The sequence below is a fragment of the Staphylococcus sp. HMSC06C11 genome (genome assembly GCF_001808345.1).
Lineage (GTDB): Bacteria > Bacillota > Bacilli > Staphylococcales > Staphylococcaceae > Staphylococcus > Staphylococcus capitis.
Genome location: NZ_KV793048.1, coordinates 23,138 through 42,575 on the forward strand (window position 1 = coordinate 23,138; position 19,438 = coordinate 42,575).

General features: G+C 32.8%; 18 protein-coding genes. 15 read left to right on the forward strand and 3 right to left on the reverse strand.

Annotated elements, in window-relative coordinates:
- Positions 1-197: 197 nt before the first annotated feature.
- The 5 genes from deoC to HMPREF3154_RS10645 all read left to right on the forward strand — a co-directional run bounded on the left by deoC (position 198) and on the right by HMPREF3154_RS10645 (position 4,691).
- Positions 198-860 carry a deoxyribose-phosphate aldolase gene (gene deoC, locus HMPREF3154_RS10625; RefSeq protein ID WP_002435874.1) on the forward strand — a complete coding sequence of 221 codons (663 nt, stop codon included), beginning with the start codon at positions 198-200 and terminating at the stop codon, positions 858-860.
- A 26-nt stretch (positions 861-886) separates the two neighbouring features.
- Complete coding sequence (locus tag HMPREF3154_RS10630) at positions 887-2,188, forward strand: pyrimidine-nucleoside phosphorylase (RefSeq protein WP_023351339.1); 1,302 nt, start codon at positions 887-889, stop codon at positions 2,186-2,188.
- 12 nt (positions 2,189-2,200) lie between these two features.
- Positions 2,201-3,391, forward strand: a complete 1,191-nt coding sequence (gene deoB, locus HMPREF3154_RS10635; protein ID WP_023351340.1) for a phosphopentomutase — start codon at positions 2,201-2,203, stop codon at positions 3,389-3,391.
- Entirely contained in the window at positions 3,388-3,738 is a 351-nt protein-coding gene (locus HMPREF3154_RS10640; protein WP_023351341.1) for a DoxX family protein, read from the forward strand. Before deoB ends, HMPREF3154_RS10640 begins: the two co-directional genes overlap by 4 nt.
- Positions 3,739-3,848: 110 nt before the next feature.
- A complete protein-coding gene (locus HMPREF3154_RS10645; protein WP_023351342.1) occupies positions 3,849-4,691 on the forward strand; it encodes an NmrA family NAD(P)-binding protein in 843 nt (280 codons plus the stop codon).
- 78 nt (positions 4,692-4,769) lie between these two features.
- On the opposite strand, the gene HMPREF3154_RS10650 is transcribed toward HMPREF3154_RS10645, so the two are convergent.
- The gene (locus tag HMPREF3154_RS10650) at positions 4,770-5,240 is read right to left on the reverse strand and encodes an S-ribosylhomocysteine lyase (RefSeq protein WP_002435842.1); all 471 of its coding nucleotides are present in this window, start codon (positions 5,238-5,240) and stop codon (positions 4,770-4,772) included.
- Between the two features lie 351 nt (positions 5,241-5,591).
- Here HMPREF3154_RS10650 and HMPREF3154_RS10655 point away from each other — a divergent pair, with 351 nt between their 5' ends.
- The 3 genes from HMPREF3154_RS10655 to HMPREF3154_RS10665 all read left to right on the forward strand — a co-directional run bounded on the left by HMPREF3154_RS10655 (position 5,592) and on the right by HMPREF3154_RS10665 (position 8,822).
- Positions 5,592-6,776, forward strand: a complete 1,185-nt coding sequence (locus HMPREF3154_RS10655) for a M20 family metallopeptidase (protein ID WP_023351343.1) — start codon at positions 5,592-5,594, stop codon at positions 6,774-6,776.
- A complete protein-coding gene (locus HMPREF3154_RS10660; protein WP_023351344.1) occupies positions 6,776-7,966 on the forward strand; it encodes an L-aspartate--L-methionine ligase LdmS in 1,191 nt (396 codons plus the stop codon). The genes HMPREF3154_RS10655 and HMPREF3154_RS10660 overlap by 1 nt, the downstream gene beginning before the upstream one ends.
- 190 nt (positions 7,967-8,156) lie before the next feature.
- Positions 8,157-8,822, forward strand: coding sequence for a DUF2750 domain-containing protein (locus tag HMPREF3154_RS10665; protein WP_023351345.1), 666 nt, complete (start codon positions 8,157-8,159; stop codon positions 8,820-8,822).
- Positions 8,823-8,908: 86 nt separating this feature from the next.
- Here the strand turns inward: HMPREF3154_RS10665 and coaW are convergent, their stop codons facing one another.
- Positions 8,909-9,706 (reverse strand): type II pantothenate kinase, encoded by a 798-nt coding sequence (gene coaW, locus HMPREF3154_RS10670; RefSeq protein WP_002435515.1) that lies wholly within the window; start codon positions 9,704-9,706, stop codon positions 8,909-8,911.
- A gap of 223 nt (positions 9,707-9,929) precedes the next feature.
- On the opposite strand from coaW, the gene HMPREF3154_RS10675 reads away from it, so the two are divergent.
- The 3 genes from HMPREF3154_RS10675 to HMPREF3154_RS10685 all read left to right on the forward strand — a co-directional run bounded on the left by HMPREF3154_RS10675 (position 9,930) and on the right by HMPREF3154_RS10685 (position 13,377).
- The gene (locus HMPREF3154_RS10675; protein WP_023351346.1) at positions 9,930-10,790 is read left to right on the forward strand and encodes a GNAT family N-acetyltransferase; all 861 of its coding nucleotides are present in this window, start codon (positions 9,930-9,932) and stop codon (positions 10,788-10,790) included.
- 147 nt (positions 10,791-10,937) lie between these two features.
- Positions 10,938-11,474 carry a DNA-directed RNA polymerase subunit delta gene (gene rpoE, locus HMPREF3154_RS10680; protein ID WP_002435872.1) on the forward strand — a complete coding sequence of 179 codons (537 nt, stop codon included), beginning with the start codon at positions 10,938-10,940 and terminating at the stop codon, positions 11,472-11,474.
- A 295-nt stretch (positions 11,475-11,769) separates the two neighbouring features.
- Positions 11,770-13,377 carry a CTP synthase gene (locus HMPREF3154_RS10685; RefSeq protein ID WP_002435764.1) on the forward strand — a complete coding sequence of 536 codons (1,608 nt, stop codon included), beginning with the start codon at positions 11,770-11,772 and terminating at the stop codon, positions 13,375-13,377.
- Between the two features lie 344 nt (positions 13,378-13,721).
- Here HMPREF3154_RS10685 and HMPREF3154_RS10690 read toward each other — a convergent pair whose 3' ends face one another.
- Positions 13,722-14,243, reverse strand: coding sequence for a DUF2529 domain-containing protein (locus HMPREF3154_RS10690; protein WP_002435809.1), 522 nt, complete (start codon positions 14,241-14,243; stop codon positions 13,722-13,724).
- 220 nt (positions 14,244-14,463) lie between these two features.
- On the opposite strand from HMPREF3154_RS10690, the gene fdaB reads away from it, so the two are divergent.
- The 4 genes from fdaB to HMPREF3154_RS10710 all read left to right on the forward strand — a co-directional run bounded on the left by fdaB (position 14,464) and on the right by HMPREF3154_RS10710 (position 19,172).
- The gene (fdaB, locus tag HMPREF3154_RS10695; RefSeq protein WP_002435762.1) at positions 14,464-15,324 is read left to right on the forward strand and encodes a class IIb fructose-bisphosphate aldolase FdaB; all 861 of its coding nucleotides are present in this window, start codon (positions 14,464-14,466) and stop codon (positions 15,322-15,324) included.
- A 547-nt stretch (positions 15,325-15,871) separates the two neighbouring features.
- Positions 15,872-17,131 carry a UDP-N-acetylglucosamine 1-carboxyvinyltransferase gene (locus tag HMPREF3154_RS10700; protein ID WP_002453720.1) on the forward strand — a complete coding sequence of 420 codons (1,260 nt, stop codon included), beginning with the start codon at positions 15,872-15,874 and terminating at the stop codon, positions 17,129-17,131.
- 89 nt (positions 17,132-17,220) lie between these two features.
- Positions 17,221-17,553 carry a winged helix-turn-helix transcriptional regulator gene (locus HMPREF3154_RS10705; RefSeq protein ID WP_002435794.1) on the forward strand — a complete coding sequence of 111 codons (333 nt, stop codon included), beginning with the start codon at positions 17,221-17,223 and terminating at the stop codon, positions 17,551-17,553.
- 191 nt (positions 17,554-17,744) lie between these two features.
- Positions 17,745-19,172: an aldehyde dehydrogenase family protein gene (locus HMPREF3154_RS10710; RefSeq protein WP_070474719.1), complete on the forward strand. Its 1,428-nt coding sequence runs from the start codon at positions 17,745-17,747 to the stop codon at positions 19,170-19,172.
- Positions 19,173-19,438: the final 266 nt, after the last annotated feature.

A 19,438-nucleotide genomic window follows, 5' to 3' on the forward strand; every position in this document is an offset into this window, starting at 1 on the left:
TTTTGTACTATATAATTGTAAGTAAATATTATGTGATTATTAACTAAGTGTGAAGCTGTATAACAAATTAAATTAAAATTTAGTGACTTCTAGACACTTTTTTCTGTCATCTTCAGAAGTATACCAGGACTTATATTTGTATGCTAGTTTCATTCTTAGTAAGCAGTTACATATATTTTGAAAATGGAGGAACGGAAATGAACGTAGCAAAATATATAGATCATACTTTACTAAAACCTGATTCAACTAGAGAACAAATTGATAAAATTCTTGAAGAAGCTAAAAAGTATCAATTCAAATCAGTGTGCATTAATCCAACTCATGTTAGTTATGCAAGTCAACAATTACTAGATACAGATGTACTTGTGTGTACTGTAATCGGATTTCCATTAGGGGCAACTACGACTGACGTAAAGGTCTTCGAAACTGAAAATGCAATTAAAAATGGTGCTTCAGAAATAGATATGGTTATTAATATTGGGGCTTTAAAAGATCAACGCTATGATGAAGTGCAAAAAGATATTGAGGGTGTTATCGCAGCTGCTAATGGAAAAACAGTTAAAGTGATAATTGAAACAGTACTTTTAACTGATGAAGAAAAAGTTAAGGCTTGTGAATTAGCTGAAAAAGCAGGCGCTACTTTTGTTAAAACATCTACAGGATTTGCTGGTGGGGGAGCTACACCAGAAGACGTCAAATTAATGAAAGATACTGTAGGCAACCGCTTAGAAGTAAAAGCATCTGGAGGAGTGAGAAGTCTAGAAGACTTCGAAAAAATGATTGAAGCAGGTGCGACAAGAATTGGTGCAAGTGCGGGAGTCCAAATTATAGAGGGTCTTGATTCCAACTCAGATTATTAAAAGATTCATTTAAGGGAATGATTTTTATGAGAATGATAGATATTATTGAGAAAAAACGTGACGGACATGCGCTAACAGAAGAAGAGATTGAATTTTTTATTAATGGTTATACGAAAGGTGACATCCCTGATTATCAAGCTTCGAGTTTAGCTATGGCCATCTTTTTCCAAGATATGAACCAAGAAGAAAGAGCAGCAATGACGATGGCAATGGTTAATTCAGGAGATAAGATTGATTTATCTCAAATTAAAGGCGTAAAAGTGGATAAGCACTCGACTGGTGGTGTGGGAGATACGACAACACTAGTATTAGCGCCTTTAGTAGCGTCATTGGGTGTACCTGTAGCTAAAATGAGTGGTCGTGGTTTAGGTCATACTGGTGGAACGATTGATAAATTAGAATCAGTAAATGGTTTTAATGTAGAGATAAGTGAACAAGATTTTATTAAACTTGTTAATGAAAATAAAGTTGCTGTGATAGGTCAATCTGGAAATTTAACACCAGCTGATAAAAAACTATATGCACTAAGAGATGTGACGGGTTCTGTTAATTCTATTTCATTAATCGCGTCATCAATTATGAGTAAAAAAATCGCAGCTGGTGCAGATGCAATTGTTCTTGACGTTAAAACCGGGAGCGGTGCTTTCATGAAAACGTTAGAGGAAGCAGAAGCATTAGCACATGCAATGGTAAGTATAGGTAATAATGTAGGTAGAAATACTATGGCGATTATTTCTGATATGAGCCAACCATTGGGTCGTGCAATTGGTAATGCTTTAGAATTAAAAGAAGCGATTGAGACATTAAAAGGCCAAGGGCCAAAAGATTTAACGGAACTTGTATTAACATTAGGTTCACAAATGGTAGTGTTAGCTCAAAAAGCGCAATCATTAGAAGAAGCACGTCAAATGCTTGAGGAAGCTATTCAATCAGGTAAAGCTTTAGAGAAATTTAAAACCTTTATTAGTCACCAAGGTGGTGATTCGTCTATTGTTGATGACCCAGATAAGTTGCCTCATGCGAAGTATCAAATTCATTTTCAAGCGAAAAAGGATGGCGTGATTACCAAGATGATTGCAAATGAAATCGGTGTTGCTTCAATGATGCTTGGTGCAGGACGCCAAACAAAAGATGATAAAATTGATTTAGGTGTAGGGATTGTTCTAAATAAAAAAGTTGGGGATTCTGTCAAAGAAGGAGACAATATTCTCACTATTCATAGCAATAAAGAAAATGTTAATGAAATATTAGACAAATTAGACGAGAGTATTACAATTGAAGAAAAAGGTGAAACACCAACCTTAATTCACAAAATTATAACCGAGTAGGAGATGTAAAGAATGACTACAGCGTTTAATCGAATCCATCTTATCGTTATGGACTCAGTAGGTATTGGTGAGGGTCCAGATGCGGCTGCATTTAAAGATGAGGGTTCTCATACACTCAAACACACTTTAGAAGGATTTAATCAAGAACTTCCAAATTTACAACGACTTGGATTAGGAAATATTGATTCTTTACCAGTAGTTTCTAAGGTTGAAAAACCAGGTGCATTTTATACAAAATTGAGCGAAGCTTCTGTTGGTAAAGATACAATGACTGGGCATTGGGAAATTATGGGTTTAAATATTATGCAACCATTTAAAGTATATCCTAATGGTTTCCCAGATGAACTTGTTAAGGGAATTGAAGAGATGACAGGACGTAAAGTTGTTGCAAATCGTCCCGCTTCAGGTACTCAAATCATCGATGAGTGGGGCGAACATCAAATGAAGACAGGCGATTTAATTGTTTACACAAGTGCTGACCCTGTACTTCAAATTGCTGCTCATGAAGATATCATTCCACTTGATGAATTATATGATATATGTGAAAAAGTTCGTGAATTAACTAAAGACCCTAAGTATTTAATTGGACGTATTATTGCAAGACCATATGTAGGTGAACCTGGCAACTTTACACGTACATCAAATCGCCATGATTATGCATTGAAACCTTTTGGTATAACAGTGATGAATACGTTAAAAGATAATGATTACGATGTCATTGCTATTGGTAAAATTAATGATATTTATGATGGTGAAGGTGTGACAGAAGCCATTCGTACCAAAAATAATATGGATGGTATGGACAAACTCATTGAAGTAGTACAAAAAGACTTCAAAGGGATTAGTTTCTTAAATTTAGTAGACTTTGATGCGCTTTATGGTCACCGACGAGATAAAGAAGGCTATGCTCAAGCTATTAAAGACTTTGATAATCGTTTACCGGAATTAATTGAACACTTACAAGAAGACGATTTAGTGATTATTACAGCTGATCACGGAAATGACCCAATAGCCGATGGTACGGATCATACACGCGAATATATACCAGTATTAATGTTTAGTCCTAAGATTAATCAGTATCATGAACTATCTCAAGACACGACATTTAGTTCAATCGGTGCTACAATTGCGGATAACTTCAACGTAGAATTACCAGAATACGGTAAAAGTTATTTAAAAGAAATGGGAGTTGAACACAAATGAAATTCTTAAGATTTCTATTAGGAATCGCATTTGGAACAGCTGGCGTATTACATTTTACGAATGAACGTCAATTTAGAAATATTGTTCCAGATTATTTACCTTTACAAAAAACAGCTGTATTAGTTACAGGTGTTTTTGAAATCTTCTTTGGAATGATGCTATTAATTCAAAGACCAGCAAGTTGGTTGAAGAAAGGAATTAACTTATTCCTATTAGCAGTATTCCCTGCAAATATTTATATGGCACGTAAAAAATTACCATTGGGTGATAAAGAAGTTCCTAAATGGGCGCTTTATTTAAGATTACCATTACAATTTGTATTAATGGGTATTGTTAAGAAATTATAATTCATTATTGAACTACAACTACTATTAAGTAGTTGTAGTTTTATTTTTTTTTTAATGGGAAAAACCATGCATCATTAAATAATGAAAAAGATAAAAGGGAGTTTATGTAAATGATAGTTATTACAGGTGCAACGGGTACATTAGGAAGAATTGTAGTAGAAGAAGCTTTAAAAGTATATCCCGCAAATGAATTGGGAGTAAGCGTGAGAGATGCTTCCAAAGCACAAGACTTAGCTGATAAAGGTGTAAGTGTAAGGGAGGGCGATTTCAAAAAGCCAGAAACTTTAAAACAAGCCTTTGAAAATGCTGATCAATTATTAGTTATCTCAGGAAATGGACAAGGTGATGAACTAGTTGAAGCTCATAAAAACGTGATTGAGGCAGCTAAAGAAATTGGTGTCAAACGTATATTATATACTAGTCAAATTGGAAGTGCGCCTCAATCACACTTCCAACCTATGGTAGATCATTATAAAACTGAGCAAATGTTAGAAGAAAGTGGTTTGAACTTTATTGCTTCTAGAAACGGTTTCTATTCAGCAAATGGTCAGCAATTTTTCTTAGGTGGATTACAAGATTATCAACTTAAATTACCTAAAGATGGTCCGGTAAACTGGACAACACATGAAGACTTAGCAGAAGGTATGGTTAAGATTTTACAAGATGAGCAATTTAAGGAACGTTACCCTCAGCTAACAGCATCACGCACATTAACAATGGAAGATATAGCAAAAGAATATAAACAAGATGGCATCGAAAGAGTAATTATTAGTAACGATGAATATAAAGAAACTTTAGGATTTATACCTAACTTATCTGAAGAAATGAAACAAATGTTTGTCGATATTTTTGAAGCAAGTGTTGATGGTGATTTTGATAAATCTTCTTCTTTATTGGAAGATTTATTGGGACGTAAACCTCAAGATATCGTTGAAATTCTAAATAATAAATAATTATGTAGTAAAAGGAAGACTCTAGATCATCTTGCGATAAGCAAGTAAATCTAGAGTCTTATTTAATATTAAATTCATTTATTTTCCCGTACCGTAAATATCATTCCATTGGTCGCGTTTATCTAAGAAAGCTTGAGCAATTTCTTTAGCACCTTCTAATGAATGGCTTGCTGCCCATCCACATTGCACCTCATTACAAGCCGGCACTTCTGTAGCATTTAAGACATCGTTCAATGTCTTTTCAACAATATTTAAAACATCATCATAATCGTCATGATTAATAAATGATACATAGAAACCAGTTTGGCAACCCATAGGACTTAAATCAACAACTTTATCAGTGTGATTTCTAATGTTTTCGGCCATTAAGTGTTCTAAAGAATGTAAACCAGGCATTTCCATATGTTCTTTATTAGGTTGTTTGAAACGGATGTCATATTTATGGATAATATCTCCATTCAATCCTTCCATCGTACCCGCTAAACGGATAAATGGTGCAACAACTTTAGTATGATCTAAATTAAAACTTTCAACGTTCATTTTAGGCATGATTGTATCCTCCTTATTGCAATTACGCAATTTATTGTTCATTTCAATAATTTGATTGTAACAATCCTCGATGTGAATGACAATTTTGAAAAAAGTAGCAAAGCAATTAGCGTTTGAATTGTAAGAAAATTGTGTATATATGTTAAAAAGTAATGACAACAATTATTTATTCCGATAGAATAAGTAATAATTAAATTGAGGAAAGTGAAAAAAGCTAGTGTATGTTAGAAAAAAGTTAGTTATCTTTCCTCATCTTTAAGTAATAGTTTTGAGTAATAGTCATTAAATAATGAGTATGAATAAAGTATAAACTGAATTAGGCTAGTAAGGTTTTCAAGGGAGTTAGGTACAATGAGTGCAAAACAAGAGATATTAGATTTTATAGAAAATAAAAAATATGATTATGTTGAAATCAGTCATCGTATACATGAGCGCCCTGAACTAGGAAATGAAGAAATATTTGCGTCAAGAACGTTAATCGATATTCTAAAATTGCATGAATTCGAAATAGAAACAGATATTGCTGGACATGCTACAGGTTTTATTGCCTCATACGAGTCTGATAAACCAGGTCCTACAATTGGTTTCTTAGCAGAATATGATGCACTACCTGGACTAGGACATGCATGTGGTCACAATATTATTGGAACAGCAAGCGTTTTAGGGGGGACAGCTTTAAAACAAGTTATAGACGAGATAGGTGGTAAAGTTGTTGTACTAGGATGTCCGGCTGAAGAAGGTGGAGAAAATGGTTCTGCTAAAGCGTCTTATGTTAAAGCAGGCATTATAGAAGATATAGATGTTGCGCTCATGGTACATCCAGGTAATGAAACATATCGTACCATCAACACTCTGGCAGTGGATGTATTAGATATTCAATTCTATGGACGAAGTGCTCATGCTTCTGAAAATGCAGACGAAGCACTTAATGCCCTTGATGCCATGATTTCTTATTTCAATGGTGTTGCACAGTTAAGGCAACATATAAAAAAGGGACAACGTGTACATGGCGTTATATTAGATGGTGGGAAAGCTGCAAATATTATACCTGATTATACACATGCTCGTTTTTATACCAGAGCTACATCTCGTAAAGAACTAGATGTATTAACAGAAAAGGTAAAGGAAATTGCGCGTGGGGCAGCCATTCAAACAGGTTGTGATTATGAATTTGGTCCCATTCAAAACGGTGTAAATGAATTTATCAAATCGCCTAAATTAGATGACTTATTTGAAAAGTATGCTGAAGAAATGGGAGAGAAAGTCATTAATGATGACTTCGGTTATGGTTCAACAGATACGGGTAACGTGAGTCACATAGTTCCAACTATTCATCCTCATATTAAAATCGGTTCACGTAATCTTGTAGGGCATACACATCGTTTCAGAGAAGCGGCTGCAAGTGTTCATGGTGATCAAGCTTTAATAAGAGGAGCTAAAATCTTAGCCTTAATGGGCTTAGAATTAATTGAAAATGAGAAGTTATTCAATGAAATTGTTGAAGAACATACTCATATAAAGGGGCATGTTAAATAATGAATGAAAAAGTAAATGGTCCGATGTTGACTTTAAGTGATTTATACAATGATGATGTGGTTTATACATCTAGACCTTCATATATCTCTAATCCATGGTTAAAACCTGATGAACATCAATCTAATTTTTTAACTGGAAGAGAATTACTCATCGCTAATCGCTTTCCAGTTATTGTGCATGAAGCAAGTGTTACTGAGAAATTAGCATACCTATTTAAATTAGTAGGAAAGCAAATTCCAACTCACATTTACAAGTTTAATAATAAAGAGACATATGAAGAATTATTACAAACTTTAGCTCATAAAGATGGTAAGAAAATTTATTTTCAATATATACATGATGAAGATATTTTAGAGAAAGAGTATTATGCACTTAATAAAGACATATTTGTTGCTTTAAATAATAAATCAAGGATACCTGAATGGACGAACAACAAATATTTACCTGATAGAGAGATTGTACCTATAGAAGAATTTGAAACTCGAATTAAGTCTTGGTCTTATCCATTCGTAATTAAACCCGGAGATGACTTACCTACAGCAGGTGGCTATGGTGTAATGATTTGCTACAATGATCAAGATTTAGAACAAGCTAAAATTCGCATTAAAGAAGCCACTGAAGCTACAGATTATTTAATAATTGAACAAAAAATTGAAGCGGTTAATAACTACTGCGTTCAATATGCTTATGCTCCTGATTTGGGAATTAAATATTTAGGTACAGCCCAACAACTAACGAATGAGTATGGTTTTTATAACGGGAATGAAAATGTTAATGATGTACCTCAGCATGTCATTGATGCCGGCAAAGAAATTATGGAGATAGGCGTAAGTAAAGGATTCTTTGGGGTTGCTGGATTTGATTTGTTAGTAGATAAAAATAATGACGTCTTTGCAATTGATTTGAATTTTAGACAAAATGGTTCAACAAGTATGTTGTTGCTCGCAAAGGATTTAGCAAAAGGATATCATAAATTTTATAGTTATTTTTCTAACGGTGATAATACACATTTTTATAATACAATCATTAAATATATCAAGAAGGGTGTTCTTTATCCACTTTCATATTATGATGGCGATTGGTATGGCAAAGATAAAGTGAATTCTCGATTTGGATGTATATGGCACGGTTCAAGTAAAAAAGAAATTATTCAGCATGAAAATGAGTTTATTAAAGAATTAGGTTTATAAGTCATACTCGACAAATGCAAATAGATCTTTAGTAAAATTTATATTTTCGAAATTTTCAGAAATAACCAGATTTAATTACAGGCTATAACGAAATAATATTATTAATTGTACACGATTGACTATCAATTATTAGTCGTTTAACATTTAAATTGACACACTATACGAATAACTAATGAATTGAGGGTTTGACATGTCGTACAAATATGAAGCATTTTTCAAGGATATTTTAATAAACGAATATATTTATTTTGCTTCAAAAAATAAGAAGTTAGTAAGGTTAAATCAAAAAGAACAATCTTATATTGCTATGTGGACAGATGAAGCTATGGCTGAATCATATTTATCTCAACATTCTATAGATTATGATAAGGTTGTTCGAGCTGATATTGACAGATTCGTCACATATGAATTAGATGATTTATTTGATGAAGGTGATGAAATCTTAGTTAATGTTAATAATGAAGAAAATGGACAATTAGTGGATGTTATTAAAATGACTGATGAGTTGATGTCAGAACTTGATGACATCAGAATTAAAGAATTTGTTAAAGATGTAGCTAAATACGATGAAGTTTATGGTTTAACTAATAAAAATGAAAAAAACTTTGTCATGATTAGTGATGATGAACATCAAAAACCTCATATTATGCCGGTTTGGAGTATTAAAAATCGTGCGTCTAAGGTACGAGATGAAGATTTTGAGGAATGTGAAATTATCGAAATTGAAGGTAAAGTTTTTGGAGAGTGGTTAGATAAGTTACGTGATGATGATAAAGCAGTAGCTATTGACTTAAAACCTGGAGTCGTGGGCACAGTTGTATCTGCACAAAAATTATCTAACGAAATAACTTTTTAACTTATTAAATAATGACAACGGTAGTGAATGGGAAATTAATTTTAAAAAAATTATTTTCCTTTAATTCACTACCGTTGTTTTATTATTTACAAATGTAAAGCACCTAGTGCACCTGAAAATGCACCATTTTCAATATAATAAGGTTTAAAACCTCTCAATACTGTATAATTTTCAATTACTTCACGTAGTAAATTATTATTATTAAATGATGAACCTATATATACTACATTTTCGGTTTGATACTCACGGGCTAAGGTAATAGCCATTGTTGTAATGACTTCACCAACTACACCAATCACAGATGAAAGCTTATCTGCGGAAGAAAAATTGTTATCTAGGTGATGTAACACATTCCCAAAGTTTGCAGCAGTTAAATCTCCTGAAATAGGTGGTTCGCTGTCTTTGTATATATGTTTGACTTTTAAATCAATAGAATCCCGGTCGCCTTTTTGTGCTAAATTAGTAAGCTCTGTATAGTCAGTAATATTTGATAACAAGTAACCTAACCCTTGAATCATACCGCCACCGGTACCTACACCACCCACACGTTGTTGATCCTGACCATTAAAATAGTGCAATGAAGTCCCTGTACCAACATTAGCAAATATGTAAGTATCAATATGATGACCTTGTTCTTCTAACAATATACGCAACCCTCTGGACGATGCATCAAATTCAACATAGCTTTGTGCTGAAATTTTGATATGCTCAGCAATGACGCCAGCATTACCACCAGTTAAGTTAAGCGACTCAATGTCTTCATTATTTAGCCAGTCAATGACTTTATCAATATTTGTTGTAAGTTCTGTTCGATAAAAGCGTTCATTACCTTGTTCTTGAACTATCTTTATTAATGTACCTCCGGCATCAATACCTACCTTCATTAGACTCTCACTCCACATTAAAAATATGTCACTCACTATAGTATATTAAAATCTCTGAAAAACAAGCATTATTTAAATAAATTTATATTTAAGGTTGTTTAATTTCTTAATAGGGTAATGCTATTGTAAGATAAATTTTCAAAAAGAAAATTGAGCTAAATAGTAATCAATATTTATTTCATATATAATAGAAGTTGTAATTAACGAATAGGGGATTAAATAAATGTTTATCAAAAAAGAATTTGAAGGTATTACAGTCCAAGTGTTTGAAGAAAAGTATCGTGAAGCAGTGAATGAATTTAAATTAAGTGAGAGACAGCAGATTTATTCCTCATTACCTAAAACAGTTTTGGATGATGCTTTAAATGATGAAAACAGAGTAGCCAATATTGCAATGAATCAAGAGGGACAAGTGGTGGGATTCTTTGTCTTACATCAATATTATCAACATGAAGGCTATGATACACCTGAAAATGTCGTTTATGTTCGATCTCTATCAGTAAATGAGAAATATCAAGGTCATGGTTATGGAACGAAGATGATGATGTTCTTACCTCAATATGTGCAAGAATTATTCCCAGATTTTAATCATTTGTATCTAGTAGTTGATGCTGAAAATAAAGGAGCGTGGAACGTTTATGAACGCGCTGGCTTTATGCACACTGCTACTAAAGAGGAAGGCCCTATTGGTAAAGAACGACTCTATTATTTAGACTTAGATTCTAAACATGTTTCTTCACTTCGCTTAGTTGAAAGCGAAACTTCAAATGAGGCTAATATTCATGTAATTAATTTACTTAAAGATAATGAAAAAGTTGGATTTATTGCTATTGAACAGATTGAAGATAGAATGAGAATTTCAGCAATAGAAGTTAATAAAGAGCATCGTAACGAAGGTATAGCGGAAAGTGCTCTAAGACAATTGCCAACTTATATTCGTAAACATTTTGATGATATCAAGGTTTTGGCTATAACGTTATATGGAGAGAATAATGAATTAAAACCTTTATGTGATAATAGTAATTTTGTGGTTATTGAAGAAGCTGAAGACTATGTTCTATTTGAAAAGTATATCAACTACTAGTCTATCAACTGAAAGTTTACATCAATTGAACTACGAGTAGTGATTGCTAAATCAGTAGTTGTCATTTATAATTTATTTTTGTTACTATTAATTAATGAAAATTTGACGTTTAAATAAGAGAAAAATCCTTTGAAAGGAAGTATTTTAATGAAAATTCAAGATTACACAAAAGAAATGGTTGATGAGAAGTCATTTATCGATATGGCTTACACTTTATTAAATGATAAACAAACAACAATGAATTTATACGATATTATCGACGAGTTTAAATCTCTAGGTGGTTATGAGTACGATGATATTGAGAATCGTGTTGTTCAATTCTATACTGATCTTAATACAGATGGTCGTTTCTTAAATGTCGGCGAAAATCAATGGGGGCTTCGCGATTGGTACTCTGTTGACGATATTGAAGAAAAGATTGCACCTACAATTCAAAAATTTGATATTCTTGATGACGATGATGAAGAAGATCAAAACCTTAAATTATTAGGTGAAGATGACATTGATGAGGACGATGATATTCCTGCTGAAACTGATGATCAAGAAACTTTAAATGATCCAGAAGACGAAGAAGTAGAAGAAGAAATCAATGATTCAGATATCGTGATTGAAGAAGATGACGATGATGATATTGCTGAAGAGGAAGAAGAAGAATTTGAAGATGAGGAAGACTTCAACGACTAATTCTTATTTTCTGAACTTTAAAGTGGGACTTTTATTTTTAATTAAAAGATGATAGAATTTTATTCGGGCTCCTTTAATTAGGACACGTGTATTAACTAGATACGCTCCCCCTTACAATTGTTGTGAGAGGGAGCGTTTTTTTATTTTTAAATGACTAAATATTTTAAAGTGAACAGAATTGTAGAGTAATTTAAAATCTATAAACATGTCATATCATGGTCGTCATGTTACTCACAATTTTAATTAATATAATAACAACGAGGTAGCAACCCTAAATTATACAGGAGGTCAGACAATGACAAAATTTATTTTTGTAACAGGCGGAGTAGTGTCATCATTAGGAAAAGGGATTACGGCCGCTTCTCTAGGAAGATTGCTTAAGGATAGAGGTCTTAAAGTTACAATTCAAAAATTTGATCCATATTTAAATGTGGATCCAGGTACAATGAGTCCATATCAACATGGTGAGGTATTTGTAACTGATGATGGCGCAGAAACAGACTTAGACTTAGGTCACTATGAGCGTTTTATCGATATTAATTTAAATAAATATTCTAATGTGACTGCAGGTAAAGTTTACTCTCATGTATTAAAGAAAGAACGTCGTGGTGATTACTTAGGTGGCACAGTACAAGTTATCCCACATATTACAAATGAAATTAAAGAAAGATTATTATTAGCTGGAGAAAGTACAAACGCTGACGTTGTTATTACAGAAATAGGTGGTACGACAGGTGATATTGAATCACTTCCATTCTTAGAGGCAATTCGTCAAATAAGAAGTGATTTAGGCCGCGATAATGTAATGTATGTACATTGTACTTTATTACCTTACATTAAAGCAGCAGGTGAAATGAAGACGAAACCAACTCAACACAGTGTAAAAGAATTACGTGGACTAGGAATTCAACCTGATTTAATTGTTGTTCGAACAGAATACGAAATGACTCAAGATTTAAAAGATAAAATTGCATTATTCTGTGATATAAACAAAGAAAGCGTGATTGAATGTCGCGATGCTGAATCACTTTATGAAATTCCACTCCAATTAAGTGACCAAGATATGGACGATATCGTCATTAAACGTCTACAATTAAACGCTAAGTATGAAACTCAACTTGATGAGTGGGAGCACTTATTAGATACGGTAAATCATCTTGATGGTAAGATTACAATAGGATTAGTTGGTAAATATGTTAGCTTACAAGACGCATATTTATCAGTTGTTGAATCATTAAAACACGCCGGCTATCCATTCAAGAAAGATGTTGTTGTTAAATGGATAGATTCAAGCGAAGTGACTGATAATAACGTTGAAAGTTATTTATCTGACGTTGATGGTATCTTAGTTCCAGGTGGTTTCGGTTTCCGTGCAAGTGAAGGTAAAATTTCAGCAATTAAATACGCCCGTGAAAACAACATTCCTTTCTTTGGAATTTGTTTAGGTATGCAACTAGCTACTGTTGAATATGCACGTAATGTTTTAGGTTTAGAGGGCGCTCATTCAGCTGAGTTAGATCCAAGTACCCCATACCCAATTATTGATTTATTACCTGAACAGAAAGATATTGAAGATTTAGGTGGTACACTTCGACTTGGTTTATATCCTTGTCATATTAAAGAAGGCACCCTTGCAGAATCTATTTATTCTGAAAATGACATCGAAGAACGTCATCGTCATCGTTATGAATTTAACAATGAATTTAGAGAGCAATTAGAAGATAATGGAATGGTATTCTCAGGTACAAGCCCTGATGGACGTTTAGTAGAGATTGTTGAAATTCCGGAAAATGACTTCTTCATTGCATGTCAATTCCACCCTGAATTCTTATCAAGACCAAACCGTCCTCAACCAATCTTTAGATCATTTATTGAGGCTTCACTTAAATATCAACAACAATAATCGTTAATTGATTATATTTAAAATTTAGATAAATAAGTATTAAAACCAAAGCAGTAAGAAGATTGATAGCAATCTTTTTACTGTTTTTTTATCTGTATATTGTGTCGTGTGCTTTCACATTCTTAAGAGGCTACTTTTACAAATAAACAGACTATATAAATAAAGCACTTTTAAAATATAAAAAAAGAGATTGCTAATTTTTTTATAGCAATCTCAATTATATTTTAAGTGTAACTTGAGTTAATGTTTAAAATAATGAAGTGTATAAATTTATGAAAATTTAATATGAATAGCGATAAGTTTGATACCTGATTATATAGTTTGCGCAAATGTAGAAACTTAAGTTATAGATTTAAATCTCGTGTCATCTCTATCATTTGAGTGTAAATTTCATAATATACATAATTAAATGCCATCGCATGAGGTTGAACAATCTTATCGTAATCTTCAGTATAAACAATAGGTCTAGGTGTTGAAAGGTTAACGTAATGCATTAAATGTTCTGGAAAATCATCACGTTTTGGATTGTTACAAACTAATACAAAATCGACATCTAATTCAATTAAACGTTGAACGTCTTGCTCTACATCCTCATTGTAAAAAGGTGAGAATAAAAACACTCTATCTGTAGAATCAATTTCACTCATAGATTTTAAGTCATCTAGTGAACGGCTTGATTCGAGCTTTTCATTACTATTCAATACAAAAGCTTCATAAAATTTTAAATCTTCATATCCTTTAACATAAACATAACCCTCACCGCCAATAGCTTGTATTAAACATTGTGCTGCCATTTGTATATCTAATGCTTGCTTTTCAAGCCTATTAAAGATACCAGTCAATTGTGTATTTAGAATTTTTGACATGATTTTCCTCCATTCTTTTCAATAAAACATTTTAAATAATACATTATAGTAATGCAATATTTGACTGATTGTTAAAATGAATGCGGTTGCAACAGTTTAAAATCTAAGGATTGTGAAAATTATTAATATTATATAAAGTATTCGAATGCATTAACTATGTATTTTTGATATAATGATTTTTGAAAAATACGTGCACTTATGCACTCAAGGAGGAACTTTCATGCCTTTAGTTTCAATGAAAGAAATGTTAATTGATGCGAAAGAAAACGGTTATGCAGTTGGTCAATACAACTTAAATAACCTTGAGTTTACACAAGCTATTTTAGAAGCTTCACAAGAAGAGAATGCACCAGTTATTTTAGGTGTATCTGAAGGTGCTGCTCGTTATATGAGTGGTTTCTACACTGTAGTAAAAATGGTTGAAGGTTTAATTCACGATTTAAACATTACAATTCCAGTTGCAATTCACTTAGACCATGGTTCAAGTTTCGAAAAATGTAAAGAAGCGATTGATGCTGGATTCACTTCAGTAATGATTGACGCTTCACATAGTCCATTCGAAGAAAATATTGAAATTACTTCTAAAGTAGTTGAATATGCACATGAAAGAGGCGTTTCTGTAGAAGCTGAATTAGGTACGGTAGGCGGACAAGAAGACGACGTAGTAGCTGACGGCGTTATCTACGCTGATCCTAAAGAATGCCAAGAATTAGTTGAAAAGACTGGCATCGATACTTTAGCACCTGCATTAGGTTCAGTTCATGGTCCTTACAAAGGTGAACCAAAATTAGGATTTAAAGAAATGGAAGAAATTGGCGCTTCTACTGGATTACCATTAGTATTACATGGTGGAACTGGTATCCCAACTAAAGACATTCAAAAAGCAATTCCTTATGGTACTGCTAAAATCAATGTAAATACTGAAAACCAAATTGCTTCAGCTAAAGCTGTTCGTGATGTATTAAATAACGATAAAGATGTTTACGATCCTCGTAAATATTTAGGACCAGCTCGTGAAGCAATTAAAGAAACAGTAAAAGGTAAAATTAGAGAATTCGGAACTTCTAACCGAGCTAAATAATTTGATAAATCATTATCATAGACCATTGAACAAAGGTTTCAATGGTCTTTTTTATGGAATATTTTAGAAGATGAAGACTGATAGAATTCCCTTTTAATCAAGGTCTTAAAATGCATAACGACGGGAGTTTACCACTAGTAAATGAGCTAGGCATGCATGAAATGACAATGAGTGAAAGGGTTTGTCTACAGTCTGAGCCCATTGAACAAAGGTTTCAATAGTCTTATTTATGCTATACTTGAATCAGAATGAAATTCATTTAAATGAATTTCCTCAAATTAATCAGATGTTACATAAAAATAAAAGATATATAAATCATAAATAAACAAAAATTTAACGATTAAGAAGTTGTATATGAGGTAATAGTCTAATATTAATTATTAGAGTATTATTATTTAGCGAGAAACTTTGACACTATTTATGTGTAAAGTTGCTAAAATAACTTAACATTGATTAGATTTGAACTATTTTACAAACAAAGTAAAATTATTTTATAATGCTAATAATGTGAAATTTTAAAACGAAGGAAACAAAGGAGATAAATCATATGGTTCAAGAGGTAATAAAAATAAGAGGTGGACAAACACTAAAAGGAGAAGTAGAAATTAGTGGAGCGAAAAATAGTGCAGTAGCTATTATCCCCGCAACTTTATTAGCTCAAGGACATGTAAAGTTGGAAGGTCTTCCCCAAATCTCTGATGTAAAAACTTTAGTAAGTTTGTTAGAAGATTTAAATATTAAAACGACTTTAAAAGGCAAAGAATTGGATGTAGATACAACTGAAATTGAAAATGCGCCGTTACCTAATAATAAGGTTGAATCATTGCGTGCATCTTATTATATGATGGGAGCGATGCTAGGACGTTTTAAAAAATGTGTCATTGGGCTACCAGGTGGATGTCCATTAGGACCACGTCCTATTGATCAACATATAAAAGGTTTCAAAGCATTAGGGGCAGAAATTGATGAATCAAGCGATACTTCTATGAAAATTGAAGCTAAAGAATTAAAAGGTGCAAATATCTTTTTAGATATGGTTAGTGTTGGTGCTACAATAAATATTATGCTTGCTGCTGTACATGCTAAAGGTCAGACTGTCATTGAAAATGCAGCTAAAGAACCTGAAGTTGTAGATGTCGCTAACTTTTTAATGAGTATGGGAGCTAATATTAAAGGCGCAGGAACAACTACCATCAAAATTAATGGCGTGGAAGAGTTGCACGGTTCAGAATATCAAATTATTCCTGATAGAATTGAAGCTGGTTCTTATATGTGTATGGCTGCTGCTATGGGTGAAGAAGTTGTATTAAATAATATTGTACCTAAGCATGTAGAAGCGTTAACTGTTAAATTGAGAGAGCTTGGTGTTGATATCCAAATAGATGATGAGAAAGCAATTATTCGTAAACAATCACCATATAAAAATGTTGATATCAAAACTTTAGTTTATCCTGGCTTTGCTACGGATCTTCAACAACCTATTACACCATTATTATTTATGACTAATGGGCCATCATTTGTTACAGATACAATTTATCCAGCTAGATTTAAACACGTTGATGAACTACAACGTATGGGCGCAAATATTTATGCTGATGAAGGTACAGCAACTATTAAACCTTCGCGTCTTGAAGGAACGGAAGTATATGCAAGTGATTTACGTGCCGGTGCATGTTTAATTACTGCGGGATTAATCGCTGAAGGTGTAACAACAATTTTCAATGTAAAACATATATACAGAGGTTATACAAATATTGTTGAACATTTAAAATCACTCGGAGCAGATATTTGGACTGAAGAAATTTAAGGTTTTGTGGTATAATATTTATATTAATAATTGGAAGACAATAGAGAAATGCCTACAATTATAAGCATATTAAATGTGAGGTGAGGCAAATGGAAATCTGTCCATATCTTGAAGAAACCTTCAAAATTGTTGGTCGTAGTTGGAATGGGCTAATTATTAATTATTTATCAAGATGTGAAAGTCAATCAGCTCACTTTTCCGATATGAAAAGAGATCTAAAGACGATCACTCCTAGAGCTTTGAGCTTAAAATTAACCGACCTAGGAGAATGGAAACTAGTAGAGAAGCAAATTATTTCATCTAGCCCATTAGAAATTGTTTATCAATTGACTGATAAAGGACAAGCTTTAGCCGAAGCATTAAAGCCTATGGAAGCTTGGGCACAAAAATACGTTGAGTTAGAAGCAAATTCTTCAAAATAAATAAGACATGATGAACTGTTTATAAAGTAAAAAACTTTATAAGCAGTTTTTTATGTAGATGCAAAATGATGCTTTATAATTTCCAATATAAAATGAATTGAGCGTAATTCATTTTAGTGTTGCATATGTTTAAAGTAACGCTTTAAAGGATAGAATATACACATAACTTTTCTAAGGAGTGAAGATTTAATATGAGAAATTTCACTAAACAATATATTAATGGCGAATGGGTTGATAGTGCGAGTGGCGAAACAATTGACGTAATCAATCCTGCAACTGAAGAAGTGATGGGATCTGTAGCTAACGGGAATGAAGAAGATGTTAACAAAGCTGTTGAAGCGGCTGACAAAGTTTATTTAGAATTTCGTCATAGTTCAGTTGAAGAACGTAGAGACTTGTTAGATAAAATTGTAAAAGAATATGAAAATAGAAAAGACGATATTATCCAAGCGATTACAGATGAATTAGGTTCTCCATTATCTGTTTCTGAAAATGTTCACTATCAAATGGGATTAAATCACTTTACGGCAGCAAGAGATGCTTTAGATAATTTTGAATTTGAAGAGCAACGTGGAGATGATTTAGTAGTTAAAGAAGCTATTGGTGTCTCAGGATTAGTTACACCTTGGAATTTCCCTACTAATCAAACATCATTAAAATTAGCTGCTGCATTTGCTGCAGGTAGTCCAGTAGTTCTTAAACCTTCTGAAGAAACACCATTTGCAGCTATTATCTTAGCAGAAATCTTTGATAAAGTTGGCGTACCTAAAGGTGTATTCAATTTAGTTAATGGCGATGGTGAAGGTGTAGGAAATCCATTAAGTGAACACCCTAAAGTGAGAATGATGTCATTTACTGGTTCTGGCCCAACAGGATCTAAAATCATGGAAAAAGCTGCAAAAGACTTCAAAAAAGTGTCTCTAGAACTAGGAGGAAAATCTCCTTATATCGTTCTTGACGATGCTGATATCAAGGAAGCAGCTAAAGCTACAACTGGCAAAGTTGTTAATAACACTGGCCAAGTATGTACTGCAGGTACACGTGTACTTATACCTGAAAGTATTAAAGAAGATTTCTTAACAGCAGTTAAAGAAGAATTTAGCCAAGTTAAAGTAGGAGATCCTCGTGAAGATGGTACACAGGTCGGACCAATTATCAGTAAAAAACAATTCGATCAAGTTCAAGACTATATTGATAAAGGCGTAAATGAAGGTGCTGAATTATTCTACGGTGGCCCTGGTAAACCAGAAGGCCTTGATAAAGGTTATTTTGCACGTCCAACTATTTTCATCAATGTAGATAACCATATGACAATTGCTCAAGAAGAAATCTTCGGTCCAGTTATGTCAGTGATCACTTATAATGATTTAGATGAAGCAATTGAAATTGCTAATGATACTAAATATGGTCTTGCTGGCTACGTTATTGGTAAAGATCAAGAGACTTTACGTAAAGTAGCACGTTTAGTTGAAGCAGGAACTATTGAAATCAATGAAGCTGGTAGAAAACCTGACTTACCATTCGGTGGTTATAAACAATCAGGTTTAGGTCGTGAATGGGGCGACTATGGTATTGAAGAATTCTTAGAAGTTAAATCAATTGCTGGTTATTTTAAATAATTGAACAAATTAATTAAAACTTGCAATTAAACGATGCACGGAACTATATTAGTTCCGTGTTTTGTTTTTATTGTTATATTTTCTAAATTCATTTTGTAATTAAATTGAAAATTTGCTATAGTTATTCTAGTAATTAGAAGGTCATGACACATTTGAATATAAAATAAAGACGATAAGGCTTACTGAAATTCTTAAATTTAACTCGCACATCTTAAAATTTAAAAATTTCATTTAACGTCTATATTTAATATTTATATGTCAAAGTC

Excerpts from the sequence above, each read along its gene's own strand:
- deoC (WP_002435874.1), top strand. The coding sequence starts at position 198 with ATGAACGTAGCAAAATATATAGATCATACTTTACTAAAACCTGATTCA.
- HMPREF3154_RS10630 (WP_023351339.1), top strand. The coding sequence starts at position 887 with ATGAGAATGATAGATATTATTGAGAAAAAACGTGACGGACATGCGCTA.
- deoB (WP_023351340.1), top strand. The coding sequence starts at position 2,201 with ATGACTACAGCGTTTAATCGAATCCATCTTATCGTTATGGACTCAGTA.
- HMPREF3154_RS10640 (WP_023351341.1), top strand. The coding sequence starts at position 3,388 with ATGAAATTCTTAAGATTTCTATTAGGAATCGCATTTGGAACAGCTGGC.
- HMPREF3154_RS10645 (WP_023351342.1), top strand. The coding sequence starts at position 3,849 with ATGATAGTTATTACAGGTGCAACGGGTACATTAGGAAGAATTGTAGTA.
- HMPREF3154_RS10650 (WP_002435842.1), bottom strand. The coding sequence starts at position 5,240 with ATGCCTAAAATGAACGTTGAAAGTTTTAATTTAGATCATACTAAAGTT.
- HMPREF3154_RS10655 (WP_023351343.1), top strand. The coding sequence starts at position 5,592 with ATGAGTGCAAAACAAGAGATATTAGATTTTATAGAAAATAAAAAATAT.
- HMPREF3154_RS10660 (WP_023351344.1), top strand. The coding sequence starts at position 6,776 with ATGAATGAAAAAGTAAATGGTCCGATGTTGACTTTAAGTGATTTATAC.
- HMPREF3154_RS10665 (WP_023351345.1), top strand. The coding sequence starts at position 8,157 with ATGTCGTACAAATATGAAGCATTTTTCAAGGATATTTTAATAAACGAA.
- coaW (WP_002435515.1), bottom strand. The coding sequence starts at position 9,706 with ATGAAGGTAGGTATTGATGCCGGAGGTACATTAATAAAGATAGTTCAA.
- HMPREF3154_RS10675 (WP_023351346.1), top strand. The coding sequence starts at position 9,930 with ATGTTTATCAAAAAAGAATTTGAAGGTATTACAGTCCAAGTGTTTGAA.
- rpoE (WP_002435872.1), top strand. The coding sequence starts at position 10,938 with ATGAAAATTCAAGATTACACAAAAGAAATGGTTGATGAGAAGTCATTT.
- HMPREF3154_RS10685 (WP_002435764.1), top strand. The coding sequence starts at position 11,770 with ATGACAAAATTTATTTTTGTAACAGGCGGAGTAGTGTCATCATTAGGA.
- HMPREF3154_RS10690 (WP_002435809.1), bottom strand. The coding sequence starts at position 14,243 with ATGTCAAAAATTCTAAATACACAATTGACTGGTATCTTTAATAGGCTT.
- fdaB (WP_002435762.1), top strand. The coding sequence starts at position 14,464 with ATGCCTTTAGTTTCAATGAAAGAAATGTTAATTGATGCGAAAGAAAAC.
- HMPREF3154_RS10700 (WP_002453720.1), top strand. The coding sequence starts at position 15,872 with ATGGTTCAAGAGGTAATAAAAATAAGAGGTGGACAAACACTAAAAGGA.
- HMPREF3154_RS10705 (WP_002435794.1), top strand. The coding sequence starts at position 17,221 with ATGGAAATCTGTCCATATCTTGAAGAAACCTTCAAAATTGTTGGTCGT.
- HMPREF3154_RS10710 (WP_070474719.1), top strand. The coding sequence starts at position 17,745 with ATGAGAAATTTCACTAAACAATATATTAATGGCGAATGGGTTGATAGT.